Here is a 23,209-nt window from a genome sequence, read left to right as displayed (position 1 = left end):
TTGCTGACCGCGAAGTTACTCACCGCACATTGCGCAATGAAGGGAAATTTTTCGGTCAACCTTTTTCGACTTGGGCGAATTCGAGATCGACTGGAGTGGATCGACCGAAGATCAGGACAGAAACCTTGACCCGGCTTTTGTCGTAGTCGACATCTTCAACCACGCCATTGAAATCCGTGAACGGACCATCCGTGACCCGCACGACTTCGCCCGGCTCATACAGCACCTTTGGACGCGGCTTCTCTCCGCCTTCCTGGAGGCGCTGCAGAATGACCTCAGCCTGGGAGTCAGGCACAGGCGCTGGCCGATCACCGGTTCCGCCAATGAAACCCATGACTTTGGGCACACTTTTGACCAAGTGCCAGGTCTCGTCGGTCATTTCCATGTTGACCAGCACGTAACCGGGGAAAAACTTACGCTCGCTCTTTCGCTGCTGGCCACCGCGCATTTCGACAACTTCTTCCGTTGGCACTAGGATCATGCCAAAAAGATCCTCAAGCCCAGCCCTAGCGATGGCCGCTTCAAGCGAACGTTTAACTTGCCCTTCAAAGCCGGAATAGGCGTGGATGACGTACCAACGTTTGGACATCGTCAACCTACCTGGCCAGTCAGGAAGCGGAGAATCGCCATCAGCACCATGTCGAACAGCCAGAGCACGATGCCAACGACAAAGACCATGGCGATCACGACTAGAGTCGTTTGCAGCGTTTCCTGTCGCGAAGGCCAAACGACTTTGCGGACTTCCATCCGGGCGTCGCCGACAAACTGCCAGAGAAAACGCCCAGGCCCCGTCTGAAGCGCAATAGCCGCCGCGACTCCGCCAACGACCAGCAATCCGATGACCCGGAGCAGCGAGGACAAACCGGAAAAATAGTAGAAAGCAAAGATGCCGACGGCCAGCAAAAATGCAGCGACGGCCAGCTTGATCGTATCTAAGCTGGCGCCACGGGTCTCAGCGCGTGAGTTCATGGAATCGCCTGTCGCCTAAGCGATGGGTTGTATGGCAGGCCAGGAGGGAATCGAACCCCCAACCTGCGGTTTTGGAGACCGCCGCTCTGCCAATTGAGCTACTGGCCTAAATCGAAAAACGATGACGTGCAGACTCAGAATATCACGAGCCAGCACGCTTTAAGCACTTCATTTACTCGATAATCTTCGCGACGACGCCAGCACCGACCGTGCGTCCGCCTTCGCGCACGGCGAAGCGCAAGCCTTCTTCCATGGCGATCGGGGCGATCAGCTTGATGGTCATCTTGACGTTGTCGCCGGGCATGACCATTTCGATCCCCTCGGGCAGTTCGCAGGCACCGGTGACGTCGGTGGTGCGGAAGTAGAACTGCGGGCGGTAGCCGTTGAAGAAGGGGGTGTGACGCCCGCCTTCGTCCTTGCTGAGCACGTAGACTTCGGCCTCGAAGTGGGTGTGCGGGTGAATCGATTTGGGCTTGGCCAGCACCTGGCCACGCTCGACGTCCTCGCGCTTGGTGCCGCGCAGCAACACGCCGACGTTGTCGCCGGCCTGGCCCTGGTCGAGCAGCTTGCGGAACATCTCGACGCCGGTGCAGGTGGTCTTGACGGTGTCCTTGATGCCGACGATTTCGACTTCTTCGCCGACCTTGACGACGCCGCGCTCGATACGTCCGGTCACCACGGTGCCGCGCCCGGAGATGGAGAAGACGTCTTCGATGGGCATCAGGAAGGCGCCGTCGACGGCGCGCTCGGGCTCGGGAATGTAGCTGTCGATGGCGTCCATGAGCCGGTCGATCGACTGGGTGCCGATTTCGCTGTCGACGCCTTCGAGCGCGAGCTTGGCCGAGCCGGTGACGATGGGGGTGTCGTCGCCGGGGAAGTCATACTTGGCCAGCAGTTCGCGCACTTCCATCTCGACGAGTTCGAGCAGCTCGGGGTCGTCGAGCATGTCGGCTTTGTTGAGGTAGACGACGATGTAGGGCACGCCAACCTGACGCGAGAGCAGGATGTGCTCGCGGGTCTGGGGCATCGGGCCGTCGGCCGCCGAGACGACGAGGATGGCGCCGTCCATCTGCGCCGCGCCGGTGATCATGTTCTTGACGTAGTCGGCGTGGCCGGGGCAGTCGACGTGGGCGTAGTGACGCTTGTCCGTCTCGTATTCGACATGGGCGGTGGCGATGGTGATGCCGCGCGCACGCTCCTCGGGGGCGTTGTCGATCTGGTCGTAGGCGCGCGCCTCGCCGCCGAATTTCTTCGACTGGTGCGTGGTGATCGCCGCCGTCAGCGTGGTCTTGCCGTGGTCGACGTGGCCAATGGTGCCGACGTTGACGTGCGGCTTGCTACGTTGGAATTTTTCTTTGGACATGAACGGCTCCCCGCATGGTTCAAATCGACAAGACGCGCCTTTTGGCACGCAAACGGCTTTCGGAATTTGGAGCCCATGATCGGAGTCGAACCGATGACCTCACCCTTACCAAGGGTGTGCTCTACCAACTGAGCTACATGGGCAAATACTTTAGTAACGAACGACGCAATTGACGGGCAACAACGGCGTTTACCATCAAATTTTGGAGCGGGTGATGGGAATCGAACCCACACCATCAGCTTGGAAGGCTGAGGTTCTACCGTTGAACTACACCCGCGAGGCGCGCCAATCGGAATCGATCTTCGCTTTCCGCGCCGACCTCACGGACGAACGCCACAACGCACGAAGCCCGCGTATCCGCTCGCGCAAATTTTAAAGACCCTTATATCCTATATAGATTGGTGGAGGGGGGAGGATTCGAACCTCCGAAGGCTGAGCCGTCAGATTTACAGTCTGATCCCTTTGACCGCTCGGGAACCCCTCCAAATAAGCGGCTTAGTATAGAGAGAAGACCAACCCATCGTCAACTGGAAAATTGCGCGTGACTGAATTCGGAAGCCTCGCGCGCTCCAAACCCCACGTGCGCCATAGCAAGCTGATACCATTTCCGTTCACCACCTATATCCTTAATGGCTCAGCTCGGGAGAACCGTCAAGATGGACGTCACGATTTTTGGCAGCGGCTATGTCGGCCTCGTTACCGGGGCTTGTCTCGCCGAGGTCGGCAACAACGTTTTGTGCATCGATATCGACCCTAAAAAAATCGATCTGCTCAATAGCGGGGGCGTCCCGATCCACGAGCCTGGCCTTGAGGAGTTAATCAAAAACAATCGCGACGCCGGACGGATGCACTTTTCCACCGACGCCGAGGCTGGCGTGAAACATGGCCTGTTTCAGTTTATCGCCGTCGGCACACCACCCGACGAAGACGGATCCGCCGATCTTCAGTATGTCCTCTCCGTCGCTCGCGCGATCGGTCAGCACATGGGTACGTATCGCATCCTGGTCGACAAATCGACGGTGCCGGTCGGGACCGCCGACAAAGTCGCGGCGGCCGTCCGGGAGGTTCAGGCAGCCCGCGGAGTCTCCGTCGAATTCGATGTCGTCTCCAACCCGGAGTTTCTGAAGGAAGGCGCGGCCATCGAGGATTTCATGCGCCCGGACCGCATTATCGTCGGCACCGACAACCCCCGCACCGCGGAGTTGTTGCGGGCGCTCTACGCGCCCTTCAATCGCAACCATGATCGCCTGATGACCATGGATATCCGCTCGGCGGAATTCACCAAATATGCCGCGAACGCCATGCTAGCGACCAAGATCAGCTTCATGAACGAGTTATCCAACATCGCCGAGGCCGTCGGCGCGGATATCGAAAAAGTCCGCACCGGCATTGGTTCCGACCCGCGGATCGGCTATCAGTTTATCTATCCTGGATGCGGCTATGGCGGATCCTGTTTTCCGAAGGATGTGCGCGCCCTGGAACAAACCGCGCGCGGCCTGGGCTACGACCCCCAACTGCTGCATGCGGTCGAGGCGGTGAATTTTCGCCAGAAGGAACTGCTGTTCAAAAAAATCAGCGACTATTTCGGCGGCGACCTGAAAGGCCGCTCGATCGCGCTCTGGGGGCTTGCCTTCAAACCCAATACGGACGATATGCGGGAGGCATCCAGCCGGGTACTGATGGAGTCGCTCTGGGCTGCGGGGGGCAGGGCCCAGGCATTCGACCCGGTCGCCATGGAAGAGACCCGGCGTCTCTATGGCGAGCGCGCCGATCTCCTGCTCGCCCCGGACGCGGTGTCCGCACTGGATGGCGCCGATGCGCTCGCCATCGTGACCGAATGGTCGCAATTTCGCAGCCCCGATTTCGCCCTTATCAAGGACCGCCTGAAATCGCCAGCCATATTCGATGGGCGCAACATCCTCGATGGCCGACTCGCGACCGCCGCGGGTCTGACCTATGTTTCGATCGGACGCACGCCGCTGGTGCCTGACTAAATCCCGCTCGCCGCCAGTTCGGGAACCAGAGTTTTCTGGTTCCGAACAAACCTCTCGACCGCCGGGCGTCAATCCTCGTGTTTTATCGACATCTTGCGAAACGCAAGAGGCGCCACAATAAAGCGGCCACTTGTCCGTCGATTGACAAATATCAACTCAACAAAGCCCGTTAACGTCACCTTTGATGTTAAATTCGCAACGTCGACAATCACAACTACACTCGATCGCGACAGACAAAAAATTCCCTTGAGGAGGGGCAGTACCCATGCGTTGCAACAAATCCGCGATTTCCCTTGGCGTCATCTTCGCTTTAGCCCTGTCGCCGACCGCACAAGCGACCAACGGCTACATGTCGCATGGTTACGGCACCAAAAGCAAAGGTATGGCTGGAGCCGGCTCTGCCCTGCCACAGGATGCCATGATTTCCACCTCGAATGTCGCAGGCATGGTCTGGCTCGAACAACGCATGGATCTTGGTGCCGCGCTCTTTGCGCCCAGCCGCGAATACACGCAAAAAGAAACGAGCAATCTCATGAACTCCGGTCCAGCGATGCCGTTCGGCAGCCGATCGGACTTCACCGGGACCGTCGAGAGCGAGAACGATCTCTTTCTCATCCCGCATTTTGGTTACAACCACCCGCTCGACGACGTTAGCGCGGTCGGCGTCGCCCTCTATGGCAACGGTGGCATGAACACTAGCTACAATCGTCGCGATACCGCCTTCGACATGGGCACCTACGCCGCCGGCACCACGGGCGTGGATCTGTCGCAACTGGCCCTGAACCTCAATTATTCGCGCAAGCTCAACAGCAATTTTTCGGTGGGCGCCGGCCTGATCCTGGCTTATCAGATGTTCGAGGCCGAAGGACTGTCGTCGTTCGGCATGCTGGCGGCCGATGGCAACCCGGACAATCTCTCCAATCGGGGCAGCGATGGCGTGTTCGGATGGGGTCTCCAACTCGGCGCGCTCTGGCGGATCAACGACCAACTTTCGCTGGGCGCCGCGTATCAGAGTCAGGTGGATTTCGATCGGTTTGACCGTTACTCCGACCTCTTCGCCGAGGGCGGCGATCTTGACGCGCCCGCGTTCGCCAACATTGGCCTAGCTTTCAAAGCCACACCCACGCTCACCTTCGCGGCCGATGTACAGCACATCTGGTATGGCGATGTCGACGCGCTCAGCAACAACATGACCAACAGTCTTCAGTTGTGCATGCAAGGCCAAACCGACTACTGCCTGGGCGGTCGCAAAGGCGTCGGCTTCGGCTGGCGCGACATGACCGTCTACAAATTCGGTGCGCAATGGGACATGCAACCGGATTTGACCCTTCGCGCCGGCTACAGCTATGGCAAGCAGCCGATCCCCACGGAAGGCGTCCTCTTCAACGTGATCGCACCCGCCCTGATCGAGCATCATTTCACGCTGGGACTCACCAAGGCGCTGAATCAGCGCAGCGAGATCAGCGTCGCGGCCATGTATGCACCGCAGAAGGATCTCGATTGCGGTTGCTCGCTACCCTTCTCCGGCGGCCCGGAGTCCATCAATATCGCGATGGATCAATGGGAGCTTGAGGTCAGCTTCGGTCTGAAATTCTAAACCGCGCTCCGGCGCGGCCTGCGTTGTTTGTAAAAACGTAGGCCGCGCACGCAGTCTAACCAGACGTATGCAGACGGCTCATCGCTCGCTGAAATCTGGCCTGGATCAAATCATCCAACACCTGATCGACCTCGCCCAGCGCCGCCAGGATGCGCTCGCGATCATCCTGCGAGGGTCGACCCAACACATAACCCGTGACGAGCGTGCGGTCGCCCGGATGCGCGATGCCAATCCGCAGGCGCCAGAAATCGCGCGTCCCCAGCACGGCAATGGTGTCGCGCAGGCCATTATGGCCGGCATGCCCGCCGCCCTGCTTCAGACGCACTGCGCCAACCGGCAGATCGAGTTCATCGTGCGCCACGAGAATCTGTTCGGGGGAAAGATCGAAATAGCGCGCCACCGCGGCGATCGACTGGCCGCTACGATTCATATAGGTCGCGGGCTTGAGCAGGCGCAGGTCGCGCCCACCGAGAGAGATGCGGCAAAGCTCGCCGAAAAATTTTGGCTCGACACGAAAGGATTCGCGACTGGCATTGGCGATGGCATCGACGAACCAGAACCCGACGTTGTGGCGCGTCGCCTCGTATTGCGCCCCGGGGTTTCCCAAACCGACGATCAGACGGATACCCGCATCGCTCATTGAACCGTGTCCGGAGTGGTGTGTCATGTGTGGTGCGGTTTGACTTGATCGACAGGATTAAACCGCCGTCCAGAGCGCAATGCGTAATTTTCTTTTCGTGTCTGGTTTTGATGGGTTTGTTCGGACTTCGTGGAGACGCGGTTTAAAGTTATTTTAAAATTAACCATTTAAACCGCGCCTTTCCGATCATCTGGCGTCGCGCAACGCTTGGGAAGGCCACAAAAGGCCACAAAGCGACGTTTATCGCTCTGGGCGCGGTTTAAGCCGTCGCATCCTCGCCTTCGGCCTCGTCGCCGCCGCCACGGGCGCCATGGATGACCACCACGGGCTCGTCCGGATCAGGCTGATGGGCCAGCACAACGCCGCTTGGCATCTGAAGCTCGGACAGGTGGACGATGTCGCCGATTTCCATCTCCAGCAGATCGATGGCGATAAATTCAGGCAGATCCTTTGGCAGACAGATCACCTCCACCTCGGTGATCTTGTGGGACGCCTGACCGCCGATCTTGACGCCCTTGCTCTTTTCCTCGTTGAGGAAATGGATCGGCACCATCATCCGCAGCTTCTCGTCCTGGGAGACGCGCATGAAATCAACGTGCAGAATAAAGGGCTTCGCGGGATGGCGTTGCATGTCCTTCAGGACGACCTTCGAGGCCACATCCCCGATCTTGAGATCGAGCACATGCGAATAAAATGCCTCGTGCTCCAGATGCTTGAGCAGTTCGTTGTGCGAGACCGAAATCATTTCCGGCTCCAGATGGGCGCCATAGACGATGGCGGGCACCAGCCCCGTGCGACGCAGGCGGCGGCTCGCACCCTTTCCTGACAGTGCGCGAGGTTGCGCGATGACGTCAAAATTCACGCTCATTGGCGTTCTCCAGTTTCGTTGAATGAAAGACGCCGGGATCCCGCGACCAGGATTCCGGCGTTCTACCCGCCAGACGCGGGTATGTGCCGCGGTTTAATCGATGAACAGCGAACTGACCGATTCTTCGTTCGAGACCCGCCGCATCGTTTCGGCCAGCAGTTCGCCGATACTCAGCTGACGGATCTTGCCGCAGGCCTTCGCCTCCGGGCGCAGCGGAATCGTGTTGGTCACCACCAACTCGTCGAGTTGCGAGGCCGCGATATTTTCAATGGCGGGACCTGACAGTACCGGATGGGTGCAATAAGCCGTGACCATGCGCGCGCCGCTGTCCTTGAGCGCCTCGGCGGCCCGGCACAGCGTGCCGGCGGTGTCGACTAGGTCATCGATCAGGACGCAGGAACGCCCGCGCACGTCGCCGATGATATTCATCACCTTGGCCTCGTTGGCGCGCGGACGACGCTTGTCGATGATGGCCAGATCCGCGTCGTCGAGCCGCTTGGCGAGTGCACGGGCACGCACCACGCCGCCCACGTCGGGCGAGACCACCATCAGATCGTCGTATTTCTGACGCCAGGCATCCCCCAGCAGGATCGGCGAGGCGTAAACGTTGTCGACCGGGATATCGAAAAACCCCTGGATTTGATCGGCGTGCAGATCGACGGTCAACACCCGATCGGCGCCGGATTGACCGATCATCTTCGCGACCAGCCGGGCGGTGATGGGGACGCGCGCGGAGCGCGGACGCCGATCCTGCCGGGCATAGCCGAAATAGGGAATCACCGCGGTGATGCGCTTCGCCGAGGCCCAGCGCAGGGCATCGATCATCACCAGGAGTTCCATCAGATTGTCGTTGGTCGGGGCGCAGGTCGGCTGGACCACGAAAACATCGCGGCCACGCACATTTTCCTGGAGTTCCGCCATGACCTCGCCGTCGCTGAACTGGCCGACCACGGCCTTGCCGAGCGGCAGACTCAAATGGCCGGCGATCTCGACCGACAGTTCTGGGTTGGCGTTTCCGGAGAAGACCATCAATTGGCTGGCAGGCACGGGCGTTTTCCTGTCTGCGCGCTCGCGAGGGAGTCGGAAGTTGGCTGGGGCGCCAGGATTCGAACCTGGGGATGCCGGGATCAAAACCCGGTGCCTTACCGCTTGGCTACGCCCCAAAAAGCGACTGTCGTTTCAATGAATGCGATGTCGAACATCAGGTGTCTTTGCGTGAACGAGACTGGACTTTAACCTGATTCTCGATCCGCCCGAACGAACAATGGCGAGCGATTCAGCCCTTGAGCCACGAATCCACTCATCCCGGCGGGGGATTGCCGGCAGGCAGCGACTGCGCGTTCCCGATCGTCAAACGAGGCAAAGACGCAACCCCCAGTGCCTGTCAAACGACTATCGCCCCAAGCCGACAGCCATTCGAGCGCGGCGGCAACGGGCGGGTATTCGCGACGCACGACCGGCAGGCAATCGTTGACGATATTCCCGCTTAGGAAGTCGGCTAGTTTGATTGGATCGGAATTCCGTGTCAATTGCGGATGCGAAAAAACCGACCGGGTCGAGACGAAGCACGCGGGCGCCAGAACCAGAAACCATGTTTGCGGCAACTCGACCGGCACCAGACGCTCGCCCACGCCCTCGGCCCAGGCTGCCCGTCCGCGCACGAACACCGGGACATCGGCACCGAGCGGCAATGCGATCTCGGACAGCGCATCCTCGTCAAGCCCGGTGTTCCAAAGTCGATTCAGCGCCACCAGCGTGGTCGCGGCATCGGAACTGCCGCCGCCAAGCCCGCCTCCCATCGGCAGGTTTTTTTCGCAGCGAATGTCGGCGCCGAGCGTGCAGCCGGTCGCCCGCTGAAGAGCAAGCGCCGCGCGGACGGTCAGATCGTCGTGTTCCGCGACTCCCGCGACGTCATTCAGCCGTCTGATCCGGCCATCCTCGCGGAGATCGAACCAGAGACGGTCGCAGCGGTCGATGAACTGAAAAACCGTTTGCAATTCATGGTAACCGTCCTCGCGCCGACCGACGACGCGCAGCATCAGGTTCAGCTTGGCGGGAGCCAGCCAGGCAGCTCCAGCGTCCCGGTCCGCCGCGGTGATCGGTGTCGCGATTGGGGGTGTCATCGAAGGCGTTGTCATTGCGCGGGATCCTGAGGGTCATGCCTCGCATCGGCCGCGTTGCCATCGATTCCCGTCTCCGAGACACGATGGCGGCCGACCACTTGCCGAAGATATTCATGTTCGGGATGCGCCCGCAGGGCCGCCTCCCAGACCGACCATGCCTCCGCCTGCTGTCCCATCGCCCACAGCACCTCGCCCAGATGGGCGGCGATCTCCCCATCGTCCATGCTGTCGAGGGCACGCCGCAGATAGTCGAGCGCCACCTCGTATTGACCCAGGCGATAGTGGACCCAGCCCATGCTATCGAGGATCGCCGGCTCCTCGGGTTTGAGCGCGTAGGCTTTCTCGATATAGCCAAGCGCCTCCTGATAACGGTCGGTGCGGTCGGCCAGCGTATAACCAAGTGCGTTCAAGGTATCGGCATGCTCGGGATCGGAGGCCAGGATGCGGAGAAAATCCTGTTCGCCCAGTTGCAGCTGCCCGTGCTCAACGGCGTAAAGCCCCCTCGCATAGAGCAGATCCCGATCATCGCGATGAATCTCCAGAGCCGCGCCGAAGACGCTCATCGCCTCGTCGACCCGCCCGACTTCATCGAGGATTTCGGCTTCGACCAGATAGAGCGCGATGGCGTCATCGGGCGAGTCGCCCCGCAAGCGATTGAGGATCTCGCGCGCCTGCGCGACCTCGCCAGCCTTGGCGCGCAGAAACGCCATGCGAACCTGCGCATCGGCGAGATTGGCACCCTTGACCTTGTCGTACCACTCGATCGCGGCTCGCGCGTCTTCCGCACGCTCGGCGGTCTGCCCCAGGTAAAACGCCGCATCGTCCTGGCGCTCTCCCGTCTCGAAAAGCCGTGTGAAATAGATCCGCGCACCGCTCAGGTCATCGAGCTGGAGCGACAGGATACCCACGGCAAACAGCACATCCGGTGCCTTTGGTCGATTGCTCAGAAGTTGCTCGAAGACATCGCGCGCGGTCGCGAACTCATGCTCCTCGACCAGAAACTGACCGAAGAGCATGTGCAGCCCGTGATCGTCGGGGCTGCGCTCGACAAACTCCTCAAGCAGCCGCCGCGCCTCGTCGCGCTTCCCCTGCGACAGCAGAAGCCTCACCAGAAACAGACGCGGCTGATTCCAGTCCGGGCGCAGTTCCAGCGCCCGGCGCGCCGCCCGGTCGGCGACATCGAACCGAGAGACGTTCGCTGCGACCATCGCGAGCGACTGCTGCGCATCCGCGCTCTCGGGAAACCGACCGGCCAGCGCCTCCATGAGGGCCAACCGCGTGTCGGGGCTCGGCGCGCGCGCAATAATGTCCGCGGCCTGCTCGAACACGGATTCGTCCGCCCCTTCCGTCAGCTCGACCAGTCGCACCAGATGGATCAGGGCACCTTCCCGGTCCCCTGCCTTGATGCGCAGAAAGGCCGCCACCTGATGCACCTCGGGCGTCTCGGGCGCAAGCTCCAGCCAGAGACGCACGCCCCGCCCGGCCGCCTCGTCGTCATCGGCGCTGATCGCGGCCCGCACCGCCAGTTCGGCCATGCGCGGGGCTTTCGTGAGTTGAGCGGCCCTCAGATAATACAAAAAAGCCGTCGCCATGTCGCCGCGCCGCCCCGCGATCTCGCCGACCAGAATCGCATAGACTTGTTCGGCGTCGAGACCTGGCATCTCCGCGCGGGGCTCGACAACCTGCGGCGCATTCTCGGTGACGGGAGGGGGCACGGTCGCCGGCTCGGACGCAGGCGGCGCGGGATCGGTCAGCGCCAAGACCGGAGCGGAACAAGACAGTACGGCGACGGCGGCCAAAACCGCGCGCGAAAGACCTGGAAACAAAAATGACATGCGTGTGAACTCGCTCAATAAAGCCGGATCATTTTTTCGTCGACAAAATTTGGTAGCATGACGATGTTGTGCATCCCTGGAATGCGCCATTGACGATGCTGCGATGGATTTTCGTCGGCAACCTGCCCGCGATACCAGGCATTGCGCGGACTAGTACCGTCGCGAATGTCTGTCCGATCAGCCAACCCCGGCCAACACAATCGCTGAATTATTACTAACATGAAGCTGCTTGTTCTCGGACTCAACCACAAGAATGCTCCGATCGACATCCGCGAGCGACTGGCCTTTGGTCCGGACATCATCGCGGGCGCGCTCCGCGACCTGACCGGCTGCCAGGGCGTCTGCGAGGGCGTCGTTTTATCGACCTGCAACCGCACCGAACTCTACTGCGCGGCGCACGACGGCGCCGAGGAAGAGATCCGCCGCTGGCTCAGCGGGTTTCACGGCGTCGAGCACGAGCGCGTCAATCCCTATCTCTATGCCCATACCGACCGCGACGCCGTGGTCCACCTGCTGCGCGTGTCCAGCGGACTCGATTCGCTGGTGCTCGGCGAGCCGCAGATCCTCGGCCAGGTCAAGACCGCCTATCAGACCGCCACGGATTGTACCGCGACCGGCAAACTCCTGGGCCGGCTGTTTCAGCATGCCTTCTCGGTCGCCAAGACGGTGCGCACCGAGACGGCGATCGGCTCAAGCCCAGTCTCGGTCGCCTTCGCGGCGGTCAATCTGGCGCGTCAGATCTTCAGCGACCTGTCGCAACAGACCGCGCTGCTGATCGGCGCCGGGGAGACCATCGAACTGGCGGCGCGCCATCTGCATCACAATGGCGTGGGCCGGATCATCGTCGCCAACCGCACCGTCGAGCGCGCCCATGACCTCGCGGCCCAGTTCGACGGTTTCGCCATCTCGCTGACCGAGATCGCCAACCATCTGCCCGAGGCCGACATCGTCATTGCCTCCACCGCCAGCCCGCTGCCGGTGCTCGGCAAGGGTACCGTGGAGCGGGCGCTGAAGAAGCGCAAACACCGTCCGATCTTCATGGTGGACATCGCGGTGCCACGCGACATCGAGCCCGAGGTGGGCGAACTCGCCGATGTCTATCTCTATACGATCGACGACCTACAGGGCGTCATCGACGAGGGTCTGCGCTCGCGTCAGGCCGCCGCCGAGCAGGCCGAGGAGATCATCGCCTTTCACTCCACCGAGTTCATGGCCTGGCTGCGTTCGCTCGATGCCGCGGGTCTGATCCAGGACTACCGCCACCGGGCCGAGGAACTGCGCGACGAGGTGCTGGCGCGCGCCCAACGCCAGCTCGATGCCGGCAAGTCCCCAACCGAGGTCTTGAGCTTTCTCGCCCATACGCTCACCAACAAACTGCTGCATGCGCCCAGCTCGCGGTTGCGGCAGGCGGCGCGCGAGGGCGAGGCCGACATTCTCGAAGCCGCCAACGAGTTGTTCCAGCTCGATCAGACCCGTCCCCAAACCGCTCCATGAATCCATCCATCCGGGGCAAGCTGGAGCGCATCGCCGAGCGCTACAGTGAAGTGATGGCCTTGCTGGCCGAGGCGGACACGCAGACCGATCAAAATCGCTTTCGGGATCTCGGTCGGGAATATGCGCAGCTCGAACCGCTGATGGGCTGTTATGGCCGCTATCTGGAGGCCGAACGCGACCGCACGGCGGCCGAGGAGATGCTCGCCGATCCCGAAATGGCCGCGCTGGCCAAGGACGAGATCGCCCAGACCGAGACCCGTCTCGCGGCGCTGGAGCCCGAACTCCACCACCTGCTGATCCCGCCCGATCCCAACGACCAGTGCAACAGCTTTCTGGAAATCCGGGCCGGCACCGGCGGCGCCGAGGCGGCCCTGTTTGCCGCCGATCTGCTGCGCATGTATGTGCGTTATGCCGAGACTCTGGGCTGGCGCACCGAGCAGGTCTCCGAAAGCCCCGGCGAACTGGGCGGCTACAAAGAGGTCGTAGTCCGCGTCAGCGGCAACGGCGTCTTCTCGCGCCTGAAGTTCGAGCCGGGCGCGCATCGCGTCCAGCGCGTCCCGGAGACCGAATCGCAGGGGCGTGTCCACACCTCCGCCTGCACGGTGGCGGTGCTTCCCGAGGTCGAGTCGATCGACGCCATCGACATCAACCCCAACGATCTGCGCACCGACACCTATCGCGCCTCCGGGGCTGGCGGTCAGCATATCAACAAGACCGACTCCGCCATTCGCATCACCCATATTCCTTCCGGGATCGTGGTGGAATGTCAGGAGGAACGCTCGCAGCACAAGAACCGGGCGCGCGCCATGTCGCTGCTCCACGCCAAGTTGCTGGCGAGCGCGCGCGAAAGTCAGGCGTCTGAACAATCCGAATCGCGCAAGTTGCAGGTTGGCAGCGGTGATCGCTCCGAGCGCATCCGCACCTACAACTTCCCCCAGAATCGTGTCACCGACCATCGCATCAATCTGACCCTCTACAAGCTGGACGAGATCATGGCCGGTCAGCTCGACCAGGTCATCGGCCCGCTGCTGGAGGAATACCGGACGGAGCAACTGGCTGCGATGATGACCAATTAAACCGCGTCCGCAAGAGTTTGCATCGGTTTGAGTGGGCCGCCAATTCGGCATCCATCCGAGGCGTCGGCGTCGACGCGGTTCAAATGATTGACATGATTCAAAGGTTGAGCATCGGCGAAACACTGCGCGCCGCGGCGGCGGCCCTCTCCGCGCTCCCCGACAGTTCGCCCCGGCTCGAAGCCGAACTGCTGCTGACCCAGGCCGGCGGCTGGTCGCGCAGCCATCTACTGGCCTGGCCCGAGCGCGAACTCGACCCCGCGACCGCCGCCGATTTCCACGCCCTGCTCGCCCGCCGTCTGAACGGCGAACCCATCGCCTATCTGCGTGGCCAGCAATCCTTCTGGACCCTGGAACTCAAGGTCTCGCCCGATACCCTCATCCCCCGTCCCGAAACCGAGCGGTTGGTGGAAACGGCGCTGGAACGGCTCGCGTCGACCGCTCCGCTGCGCATCGCGGATCTCGGCACCGGCAGCGGCGCCATCGCGGCGGCCCTGGCGAGCGAGCGGCCCGACTGGCGGCTGATCGCCACCGACCGCTCCGCGCCGGCCCTGCGGATCGCCCGCGACAACTTTCGCGCGCTCGGTCTCGGCGGCATCGACACCCTGCGAGCGGATTGGCTCTCGGCCTTCGCCGCCGACAGTCTGGATGCCATTCTCGGCAACCCTCCCTATATCCCGGACGCCGATCCGCATCTCGCCCGCGGCGATCTGCGGTTCGAGCCGCCGTCGGCGCTCGCCTCGGGGCGCGACGGACTCGCCGCCATCCGCGCCATCGCCGCGGATGCTCGCCGCTGTCTGCGCCCGGACGGACTGCTGGCCGTCGAACACGGCTTCGATCAGGCGCGGGACGTTCGACGGCTGTTGCGCGCCGGGGGACTGGACCGGATCGAGACCCGCCAGGATCTGGCCGGCCAGGATCGCGTGACTCTGGGTTATCGCCCAGGCGAGGCATAAGACCGTTGGTCGATCAAGAACGAACAGGCTTGACAGGGTTAAGGTCACCGATTAATCTAAATACGAACGGTTCTTATTAAATTAAGATCCAGACCGTACCCGATTCCCAACGCCTGCCCCGAGGACAACGACGATGCCATCCGCCGCCGCGCCAGACCGACATCACGCCGCCCAACTCCCGAGCCGGCTTCCGCTGCCTTCGATCCCCCGCATCGCCAGTCAGGCCCTGCTCGAAGGCGGCAACCTCGTCATGATCGAACACGCCGGCGTCAGCTATTTTCTGCGCATGACGCGCAACAACAAGCTGATTCTGACCAAATAACACACACCATCCGCATTCCGACCGAAACGCGCAGCCCCAACCGTCTCGGGGCCACCCCCGCCAGCACGGACCCGCGTCCGAACCGCCAGCCAGGTGTTTGCCGACAACCCCGTCATCCAGGGAGATACAGGTTATGCAACACCTTCTCGCACAACTGTCCGCCGACGATCTCGCCCACCTCGAACCCCGCGTCCTGGAGAGCCGGCTCGGCGATCTGATCCGGCGTTACGTACACCAGCGTTCCACCGACCTGGCCGACACGGTCATCCGCCATATCGAGGCGCTCTATCTCCATCCCGACCTTTGCAAGGATCCTGATCGGCAGTGCGCGTATCGGCGTTTCGCCTGCCATTGGCGCTGCCTGGCCGCCCAAACTCGCACCGGCGCCCGGCGGGACACGCCCTTCACGGCCTGAGACAACCGGCACTGTCACAACGCCCGCGCCGCGCCGCGCGCGGAACCGACCGACACCGATCAAGCACCAGGAGTATTGAATGACTGCCGTCACCCAACTCATGAGCGCCTCGCACCGCGCCACCTTCGCCCTGTCGAATCCGCTCGCCCCGGAGCATGCGACCCATGCGCTGCGTCTGACTGGACACTGGCCCGAACTGCTCTGGGATCTGGCCTGTCTCGACCGGGTGTGGATCGAGACCGCGACACCCGAAATTTCGCTGGCGCAGATGGCGCCACTCCTTGGGATTCGCGTGCATCAGGACATCGGTCTGGCCACGGGCCGGCGACTCGCGTTGCATCTGTTCCTGGAGCAATGGCATGCACTGCGGATCTTGCCGGAAGACGGCGGCACGGAGCCTCGTCGGCTCTGCTTCGAGAATCGTCAGGGAACCGCCCTGCTAACCCTCTCGCTCGACCCACGGGCCAACGGCTTCGCGCTCCGCACCCTGGCGCGCACCCACCGGGCGGAACGGGAGCGGGCGATTCCGCTGCCCCGACGTCCGGACTTCTGGACATCCCAGGCCCATCCGCTGTTCGTCCAGGCCCTGGCCGAGCGTTGGCCAGACGACGCGGGGACGTCGGCGTTCACCGATATCGCGGAGATCTGTGGCTGGTTGCGACTGATCCCCGCGCGGCTGCGCGATCAGGGCCGGATCACCCTGGTCGATCCCGAGCTGATTCCCTGCTTTCTGGAGACCCTCACCGAGCAGGCCCTTCCCGTGCGGGTGCTGGCGGGCACGGCGGGTGTCGCGCACCGTTTCGACGGAGCCTTCCACATCCATCAGCGATTGGAAGGTAACTGGCTCCAGCTTTTGGGCGATCAGGCGCGGCTGCGTCTCGACCTCGGCGCGATCGACAGCGCCTGGGTCTTCCAGCCCGCGGGCACGGGCGCATCCGCGCCCCGCCGCCAGCTTCGACTGTACGATGAATCCGGACGCGCACTGGCGCTGATCGACGATCTGCCGCGTGTCGGCGGAACCGAAAACCCGATCTGGCGTACCCTGATCAACGCCCTGTTCGATTGAGCCGCTCCCGGCACGGGAGACGCCGCTGCGAGAGGCCAGACCATCGCTGAGCACGATGGCGTAGGGGTCGAAGTGACGCTTGGCGGAGCGCTCGCCCTCACGCTCGCCTAGCGCAAGTCGAAATGCGATGCAAACAAGATACGTTGCTATTTACATTTCGCTTTGCGTCCGCTTAAACTGACTGCATTGCCGACAGTCACGACACGGGAGCGCCTTGTCTCATGCCACGTTTATCCGCACACCTCGCACCCTTTGAGATCTGCCACCGGATTCCGGGACGGATGCGTCTGCGCATTCCGGCCCTGCAGGAGAACGCCGCGCTCGGCGCCAGAATGGCGGGGGCGCTGCGCGCACTGGACGGGGTGCAGGCGATGCGGATCAATCCGGCCTGCGCCAGCCTGGTGCTCTATCATCGGCCAGCGCACCGGCTCACGCCGGACATCCTCGCCCAAGCGTTACAGCCCTTGCTGCCGTCGACCGTCAGCCCGCCGGGGTTGCATCCAGGGTTGCGCCCCGCCAAGCCGCCAACGCGCTCGGCGCAGCGCTCTCTTCAACGTCCCTCCCCCCCGTCGGCACCGCCCGCACCCACGCCGTGCATCCTCTGTCGGATGAAGCTGAACGCCACCCGCTGGATCCTGGCCGATGTCTGGCGCTGCTGGCGGCAGCATTTCACGCAACGCATGCGGGCGGTTCTGGTCACCGCCTTCATGCCGCTGCGTTCTTGAACAGGATCCGATTCCGCGCTTCACTGCATGCTTGGCTGAAGCGAACGCGGATTCGGCCCCCTTTACTTTCGCCAAGACACACGGCACATTTTCGACAAGCATTGTCCGCCGCGCGAGATTTCCAGCATGCACACCGAGACGCTCCAGCACTGGCAGCATAGCCATACCTTCGGCCAGGACGAGCAACGGGCGGGAGAACGCCGAACCCTGATCGTCATCGCCATCACGGCCGTGATGATGGTCGTCGAGATCGCCACCGGGATCATGTTCGGTTCCATGGCCCTGCTCGCCGATGGACTGCACATGGCCTCCCATACGGCGGCCCTCGGCATCAGCGCTTTCGCCTATATCTATGCACGCCGGCATGCGCGGGATGCGAGCTTCAGCTTCGGCACCGGCAAGATCAATGCGCTGGGCGGTTTCACGGGGGCGGTGCTGCTGGCCGTCTTTGCGCTGATCATGGCCTGGGAGAGTCTGGCGCGGATGACCGATCCGGTCGCGATCGCCTTCGATCAGGCCATTGCCGTGGCGGTTCTCGGCTTGCTCGTCAATGGGGCTTCAGTTCTGATTCTGGGCTCGGAGCATGAGGGACATCACCATCGACACGACGTCGACCATGACCATGACCATGACCATGACGCGCATGACCATCGGCACGCGCTCTCGCATGACCATCATGGCGACCACAATCTGCGCGCCGCCTACCTGCATGTGCTGGCCGACGCGCTCACCTCGCTGCTGGCGATTTTCGCGCTGCTGGCGGGCAAATTCCTCGGCCTGATCTGGATGGATCCTTTGATGGGCGTGATCGGCGCGCTACTGGTCGCCCGCTGGTCCTGGGGTCTGCTGCGGACCACCAGCGCGGTTCTGGTCGATCGGCAAGGCCCCGAAACGATCCGACACGCGATCCGTACCAGTATCGAGGACAGCGGCGAGGATCGGGTGTCGGATCTGCATCTCTGGTCGATCGGACCGGATCTCCATGCCGTCGCGATCGCGCTCGTGACCCATGACGCCGCCCTCTCGCCGGACGACGTCAAGCGAAAACTGCCGTCCGGACTGGGGCTGGCCCATGTGACGGTCGAAATCCATCGCTGTCCTCATTAACCGCTTCGCTCCCGAGCAGGAAAAACGCCATCGATTCGGCTTGATTATTTCCAGCGCCCGATTAGCATTAAGGGGCCATGGACATCCCAGACGCCGAACGCATCAAACACCGCGAGATCGCGTTTCAGGAAATCCATCCGAATCCCCACCAGGCGCTGACCGCGGCGCGCTTCCTGGCGGACATGGATGGCATCCTGAGCATCGACCCCGTCTCCCCCACTCTGCTCAGGATTCGCTACGACGTTCTCATCACGACATTGCAGGAAATCGAAGAGACGCTGAGCGAACTTGGCCTGCATCTGGATAGCCGACTGTTCCACAAGCTCATGCGCGCCCTGCATTACTACACCGAAGACACCCTGCGCGCGAACTGCGGCTGTCTCTCGGGCGAACTCAACGGCACCGAGAAGCTGTTCGCCAAGCGCTACGAACTGATCGAGCATGGCTGCCGGGACGCGCGTCCGGAACATTGGCGACGCTATCTCTAAACCGCGCTGTCCATCCGCGCCGGCGGCCGCGCAACCGGATCGCCTCCCCGCCTTACCTTTCGCTCCGGAGGCAATTCCACTCGTGACCGACGAACAGCTTCTGCGCTACAGCCGCCAGATTCTGCTGCCCGCCTTCGGAATCGCGGGACAGGAACGCCTGCGGGCGGCCAGTGTCCTGATTGTCGGACTCGGCGGTCTGGGCTCGCCGGTTGCCATGTATCTCGCCGCCGCAGGCGTCGGTCGGTTGCTGCTGGCGGATTTCGACGCCGTCGATCTCTCCAATCTGCAACGCCAGATCCTTCATACCAGCGAACGTATCGGCCTGCCGAAGGCGGACTCGGCGCGCTTGGCGTTGCATGCCCTCAACCCCGAGGTCGAACTGATTGTCGTCAAGCACAGCCTGACCGAAGAACGTCTCCCCGCCCTGATCGCGGACGTGGATCTGGTGGTGGACTGCTGCGATAACTTCGCGACCCGTTTCGCCGTCAACGCGGCCTGTGTCGCCGCCCGCGTGCCGCTCGTCTCGGGCGCGGCGATCCGTCTGGAAGGTCAGGTAACGGCCTTCTCGGGTCAGCCCGGCGATCCCTGCTATCAATGCCTCTATCCGCGCGACGGCGATCTCGACGAAACCTGTTCGGCCACCGGCGTGCTGGCCCCCGTGGTCGGGATCGTCGGCAGCATCCAGGCCACCGAGGCGATCAAGATCCTGACCGGCCTCGGCGCGCCGCTGTTCGGGCGTCTGTTGCTGCTGGATGCGGCGACGATGGACTGGCGCAGCCTGCGTCTCGGCGTCGATCCGGCCTGCCCGGTCTGTTCCGGACGCGCGTGATCGGTCGATTTGCCGCGCTTGAGAGCCGACAGTTGTCTCGCGACCAGTCGCCCTCGCGACGAGGCCATGGCTAACACGCAGATCCGTTCACATGAAACTCAGCCGACTCTCAGTCGTTTTTTCCGCCACGCTCCTGCTGATGCTGGGGGTCAACGGCGCCTTTACCCTCTTTGTCTGGAATGCGCACGTCCTGCTCGGCGAGGCGCAGGAACACCGTCAGCGGGCGCTGCTTCTGGTGCGCGAACTGCGTCTGGAATCGGAGTTGCTGGCGCGTCTCGTCGGTCTCTATGCGAACGCGGGAGACACGCGCTTCCTGCTCGCCTATTACGACATCCTGGGGATTCGCGAAGGGGAGAAACCGGCGCCCGCGGACTCCAACCCGCACATCTACTGGGAAAAGGTCATCGCCGGCGAGGCAGAACACAATCTACCGACAACGGGTTCTCGCCAATCCATGCGCGAACGGATGCGTTCGGTTGGCTTCGGCGCGGCCGAACTGGACGCCCTGAAGCACGCCTTCGCGGCCACCGAGGCGCTCAAGGAGATCGAGCAGATCGCCTTCGCAGCGACCCAGGGACTCTACGATCCAGCACTTCGCGACTTCGTCTCCGACGGCCAGCCCAACCCGGCGTATGCCCGGCAAGTCATCGCCAGCCGCGACTACAATCAGCGGCGATTGCGTCTCTCGGAGGCGATCGAGGCGCTGCTGGAGCGGGTCGATCAACGCACCAGCGCCGAACTCCTGCGCGCCCGCGCCCGTCTGCAGGACTGGATTCTGGCCTCCATCCTGGGCTTCCTGGTCATGACCGCGCTGATCGCGGTGGAAATCCGCCTCCTCGCCCGTCACGTCCTGCGACCCTTGCAGCAACTGCGCGCCATCGCCGGGCGTCTGGCGGAGGGACACTACGATGCCCGCGTTGGCAAAGTGGGCGGGGTGGAGGAATTGGCCGTCCTCGGCGGCACGCTCGACGACATGGCCTGTGCCATCGCGGCCGACATCCATCAACGCGAGGCGGTCCAGCAGGAACTGGAAACCGCGCGCCGGCGGGCCGAGTCGGCGACCGAGGCCAAGAGCCGCTTTCTCGCCAACATGAGCCACGAGATCCGCACGCCGATGAACGCCGTGATCGGGATGCTCTATCTGGCGCTCGGCACCCCGCTCACCGAACAGCAGCGCGACTATCTCGCCAAGGCTCGGTCGGCGGCGCAATCGCTGCTCGGCATCCTCAACGACATCCTCGATTTTTCCAAGGTGGAAGCAGGTCGGCTCGAACTCGATCCCGCCCCGTTTCAACTCGAACAGGTCATCGGCGAGGCCCTGCTGCTGGTCCAGCAACGCGCCCAGGAGAAGGAAATCGAGCTGCTGTTCGATGCACGTGGACTCTGGGCGATCCGTCAGGGCGGCGAATTGCTCGGCGATGCGCTGCGACTGCGTCAGGTGCTGGCCAACCTGCTCGCGAACGCGGTCAAGTTCACCCCGGCCGGACATGTGCGCCTGATCCTGGAACCGGTGCACGAAACCGCCCGGGAGATCGTCCTGCGGCTGGCCGTCGAGGATAGCGGCATCGGCATGACGCCCGAGCAGATCGGGCGGCTGTTCGAGGAGTTCACCCAGGCGGATAGCTCTACCACCCGTCAATATGGCGGCACCGGACTCGGACTCGCCATCTCCAAGCGTCTGGTGGAGATGATGGGCGGACAGCTTGAGGTCACCAGCCAGCCAGGACAGGGCTCGACCTTCCAGTTCACGATCCGCTGCGCGCGCGTCGCCACGCCGCCCGAAACCGCGGCGTCTGGCGAGACGACGATCCAACCGCGCGTGCTGGTGGTCGACGATTATCCGGAGGCACGCGCGACCCTGCTCAGTCTGCTGAGACACTTGGCGCTCACCCGGCTGGACGACTGCGCCACCGGCGCCGAGGCGATTGAGCGTCTGGACGCCGCCTGGGCGGCGGGCGATCCTTATGATCTGCTGATCCTGGACTGGGTCATGCCGGACCTGGATGGCGCCGCCGTCCTGCGCGCACTCCAGGAACGGAAGATTCCCGCACCCTCGCATATCCTCATCGTCTCTGCCTATGATCCAGGCGACATCCGCGATCAGGCGCAACAATTCGGAGTCTGCGATTTCATCACCAAACCCGTGATGCCACGGGCGCTGCGAGACTATTTGAGCCGCTTCGCCAGCGGCCAGCCAGCCAGCGCGCGCGTGCAAGCCGCTCCCGCGCCCACCTCGCTGCAAGGCTTGCGGGTGCTGCTGGTGGAGGACAATCCGCTCAACCAGCAGATCGCCGCCGAATTGATGCGCGCGCGCGCTGTCGCGGTGGACGTAGCGGAGAATGGCGCCGAGGCGCTGGCCCGACTGGCCGCGCGCGCGCCGGATTACTATGCCGTGGTGCTGATGGACTTGCAGATGCCGGTGCTCGACGGCTATCAGGCGACTCTCCGACTGCGCGCCGACCCGCGCTATGCCAACCTGCCCATTATCGCCATGACGGCCCACGCCCTGGTGGAGGAACGCCAGCGCGGGCTGAACCTGGGCATGCAGGGTTATCTGGCCAAACCCTTCGAGCCCGCCGAACTCTTCGCTATCCTGGCCCGTTATCATCCGCTGGGCGCGGCCGTTCCGGAGCCGCCGCCCGCGTCGCCGGACTCGCTACCCGTCATTCCGGGCTTGGACGCGCGCCGGGGTCTGGCGCGCAGCGGCGGCAATCCAGATTTCTATCGCAAGATGCTCATCGCCTTCCGGGACCAGTTCCAGACGGCGCTTGCGACGCTAAGGGATCACCTGGAGCAGGAAGACTGGGAGTCGGCCATGCGCTATGCGCATACCCTGAAGGGACTGGCGGGCACCCTGGGCATGGACGCCCCGCAGGAGGCCGCCGCCGCGCTGGAGCGGGCGGCGAAGTCGCGGGATGCGGGTGCCCGCGATCTGCTGCAACCGCTCGACGAGGCGCTGAGCCCCATCCTCGACCATTTGGACGCGTTATCCGCGCCAACCGTTCCGGCGGTCGCGGTGGCGGCCAATCCAGAGGAGACAACTCGCCGCCTGGGGCGTCTGCGTCAGTTGCTGACCGAAGGCGATGCGGAAGCCACCGAGCTGTGGCAGCGGCACGCCGACGAGTTTGACGGCATCCTGTCCGACACCAAACGGCGACAGATCCGCCGCGCCCTGGACAGGTTCGAGTTCGACACCGCGCTGGAGTTGCTCGGAACCAGCCCGTCCCAGTCCCGACCTCTTTTGTGAAGGGAAGCTGATCGACCGCAACTGACTTGCCTCAGAACATTGAGAATCCCGTTTTCCGAAGTCGCCGGCATGCACTACCATCGCAACGACCTTCCTCA

At 62.9% G+C, this 23,209-nt stretch carries 21 protein-coding genes and 5 tRNA genes; 13 read left to right on the top strand and 13 right to left on the bottom strand.

The window, feature by feature from the left end; all coding sequences use genetic code 11:
• Positions 1-55 precede the first annotated feature (55 nt).
• The 7 genes from nusG to THIVI_RS20210 form a co-directional block, all read right to left on the bottom strand.
• Positions 56-589 (bottom strand): transcription termination/antitermination protein NusG, encoded by a 534-nt coding sequence (gene nusG / locus THIVI_RS20240; RefSeq protein WP_014780385.1) that lies wholly within the window; start codon positions 587-589, stop codon positions 56-58.
• 2 nt (positions 590-591) lie between these two features.
• Positions 592-969, bottom strand: a complete 378-nt coding sequence (gene secE, locus THIVI_RS20235) for a preprotein translocase subunit SecE (protein ID WP_014780384.1) — start codon at positions 967-969, stop codon at positions 592-594.
• Between the two features lie 32 nt (positions 970-1,001).
• Positions 1,002-1,077, bottom strand: a tRNA-Trp gene (locus THIVI_RS20230).
• A 64-nt stretch (positions 1,078-1,141) separates the two neighbouring features.
• Positions 1,142-2,332 (bottom strand): elongation factor Tu, encoded by a 1,191-nt coding sequence (gene tuf, locus THIVI_RS20225; protein ID WP_014780383.1) that lies wholly within the window; start codon positions 2,330-2,332, stop codon positions 1,142-1,144.
• Positions 2,333-2,399: 67 nt separating this feature from the next.
• Positions 2,400-2,475 (bottom strand) — tRNA-Thr (locus THIVI_RS20220).
• A gap of 60 nt (positions 2,476-2,535) precedes the next feature.
• Positions 2,536-2,609, bottom strand: a tRNA-Gly gene (locus tag THIVI_RS20215).
• A 122-nt stretch (positions 2,610-2,731) separates the two neighbouring features.
• Positions 2,732-2,816 (bottom strand) — tRNA-Tyr (locus tag THIVI_RS20210).
• A 172-nt stretch (positions 2,817-2,988) separates the two neighbouring features.
• On the opposite strand from THIVI_RS20210, the gene THIVI_RS20205 reads away from it, so the two are divergent.
• Complete coding sequence (locus tag THIVI_RS20205; RefSeq protein WP_014780382.1) at positions 2,989-4,326, top strand: UDP-glucose dehydrogenase family protein; 1,338 nt, start codon at positions 2,989-2,991, stop codon at positions 4,324-4,326.
• A 265-nt stretch (positions 4,327-4,591) separates the two neighbouring features.
• Complete coding sequence (locus THIVI_RS20200; RefSeq protein ID WP_014780381.1) at positions 4,592-5,923, top strand: OmpP1/FadL family transporter; 1,332 nt, start codon at positions 4,592-4,594, stop codon at positions 5,921-5,923.
• A 55-nt stretch (positions 5,924-5,978) separates the two neighbouring features.
• Here THIVI_RS20200 and pth read toward each other — a convergent pair whose 3' ends face one another.
• The 6 genes from pth to THIVI_RS20170 all read right to left on the bottom strand — a co-directional run bounded on the left by pth (position 5,979) and on the right by THIVI_RS20170 (position 11,389).
• Positions 5,979-6,563 carry an aminoacyl-tRNA hydrolase gene (gene pth, locus THIVI_RS20195; protein WP_014780380.1) on the bottom strand — a complete coding sequence of 195 codons (585 nt, stop codon included), beginning with the start codon at positions 6,561-6,563 and terminating at the stop codon, positions 5,979-5,981.
• Between the two features lie 259 nt (positions 6,564-6,822).
• Positions 6,823-7,431 (bottom strand): 50S ribosomal protein L25/general stress protein Ctc, encoded by a 609-nt coding sequence (locus THIVI_RS20190; protein WP_014780379.1) that lies wholly within the window; start codon positions 7,429-7,431, stop codon positions 6,823-6,825.
• A gap of 93 nt (positions 7,432-7,524) precedes the next feature.
• Positions 7,525-8,478, bottom strand: coding sequence for a ribose-phosphate diphosphokinase (locus tag THIVI_RS20185; protein WP_014780378.1), 954 nt, complete (start codon positions 8,476-8,478; stop codon positions 7,525-7,527).
• Positions 8,479-8,519: 41 nt separating this feature from the next.
• Positions 8,520-8,594 (bottom strand) — tRNA-Gln (locus THIVI_RS20180).
• A 69-nt stretch (positions 8,595-8,663) separates the two neighbouring features.
• Positions 8,664-9,554, bottom strand: a complete 891-nt coding sequence (ispE, locus tag THIVI_RS20175; RefSeq protein WP_052315077.1) for a 4-(cytidine 5'-diphospho)-2-C-methyl-D-erythritol kinase — start codon at positions 9,552-9,554, stop codon at positions 8,664-8,666.
• A gap of 11 nt (positions 9,555-9,565) precedes the next feature.
• Entirely contained in the window at positions 9,566-11,389 is a 1,824-nt protein-coding gene (locus THIVI_RS20170; protein WP_014780376.1) for a tetratricopeptide repeat protein, read from the bottom strand.
• 219 nt (positions 11,390-11,608) lie between these two features.
• Here THIVI_RS20170 and hemA point away from each other — a divergent pair, with 219 nt between their 5' ends.
• The 11 genes from hemA to THIVI_RS20115 all read left to right on the top strand — a co-directional run bounded on the left by hemA (position 11,609) and on the right by THIVI_RS20115 (position 23,111).
• The gene (hemA, locus tag THIVI_RS20165) at positions 11,609-12,883 is read left to right on the top strand and encodes a glutamyl-tRNA reductase (RefSeq protein ID WP_014780375.1); all 1,275 of its coding nucleotides are present in this window, start codon (positions 11,609-11,611) and stop codon (positions 12,881-12,883) included.
• Complete coding sequence (prfA, locus tag THIVI_RS20160; RefSeq protein WP_014780374.1) at positions 12,880-13,959, top strand: peptide chain release factor 1; 1,080 nt, start codon at positions 12,880-12,882, stop codon at positions 13,957-13,959. Before hemA ends, prfA begins: the two co-directional genes overlap by 4 nt.
• A gap of 83 nt (positions 13,960-14,042) precedes the next feature.
• Positions 14,043-14,912, top strand: a complete 870-nt coding sequence (gene prmC / locus THIVI_RS20155; RefSeq protein WP_014780373.1) for a peptide chain release factor N(5)-glutamine methyltransferase — start codon at positions 14,043-14,045, stop codon at positions 14,910-14,912.
• 133 nt (positions 14,913-15,045) lie between these two features.
• The gene (locus THIVI_RS20150; RefSeq protein WP_014780372.1) at positions 15,046-15,234 is read left to right on the top strand and encodes a hemin uptake protein HemP; all 189 of its coding nucleotides are present in this window, start codon (positions 15,046-15,048) and stop codon (positions 15,232-15,234) included.
• Positions 15,235-15,367: 133 nt separating this feature from the next.
• Entirely contained in the window at positions 15,368-15,649 is a 282-nt protein-coding gene (locus tag THIVI_RS20145) for a hypothetical protein (protein ID WP_014780371.1), read from the top strand.
• A gap of 79 nt (positions 15,650-15,728) precedes the next feature.
• Positions 15,729-16,715, top strand: a complete 987-nt coding sequence (locus THIVI_RS20140; protein WP_014780370.1) for a ChuX/HutX family heme-like substrate-binding protein — start codon at positions 15,729-15,731, stop codon at positions 16,713-16,715.
• A gap of 221 nt (positions 16,716-16,936) precedes the next feature.
• Complete coding sequence (locus tag THIVI_RS20135; RefSeq protein WP_014780369.1) at positions 16,937-17,440, top strand: HMA2 domain-containing protein; 504 nt, start codon at positions 16,937-16,939, stop codon at positions 17,438-17,440.
• A 126-nt stretch (positions 17,441-17,566) separates the two neighbouring features.
• Positions 17,567-18,547: a CDF family Co(II)/Ni(II) efflux transporter DmeF gene (dmeF, locus tag THIVI_RS20130; RefSeq protein WP_014780368.1), complete on the top strand. Its 981-nt coding sequence runs from the start codon at positions 17,567-17,569 to the stop codon at positions 18,545-18,547.
• A gap of 77 nt (positions 18,548-18,624) precedes the next feature.
• Positions 18,625-19,035, top strand: a complete 411-nt coding sequence (locus tag THIVI_RS20125) for a hypothetical protein (RefSeq protein ID WP_014780367.1) — start codon at positions 18,625-18,627, stop codon at positions 19,033-19,035.
• A gap of 82 nt (positions 19,036-19,117) precedes the next feature.
• Positions 19,118-19,864 (top strand): HesA/MoeB/ThiF family protein, encoded by a 747-nt coding sequence (locus tag THIVI_RS20120; RefSeq protein WP_014780366.1) that lies wholly within the window; start codon positions 19,118-19,120, stop codon positions 19,862-19,864.
• A gap of 91 nt (positions 19,865-19,955) precedes the next feature.
• Positions 19,956-23,111, top strand: a complete 3,156-nt coding sequence (locus tag THIVI_RS20115; RefSeq protein ID WP_014780365.1) for a response regulator — start codon at positions 19,956-19,958, stop codon at positions 23,109-23,111.
• The last annotated feature ends 98 nt before the right edge of the window (positions 23,112-23,209 follow it).

This window comes from Thiocystis violascens DSM 198 (assembly GCF_000227745.2).
Classification (GTDB): domain Bacteria; phylum Pseudomonadota; class Gammaproteobacteria; order Chromatiales; family Chromatiaceae; genus Chromatium; species Chromatium violascens.
The sequence above is the reverse complement of the archived record's forward strand: the minus strand, read 5'-3'. Positions and strand labels throughout refer to the sequence as shown.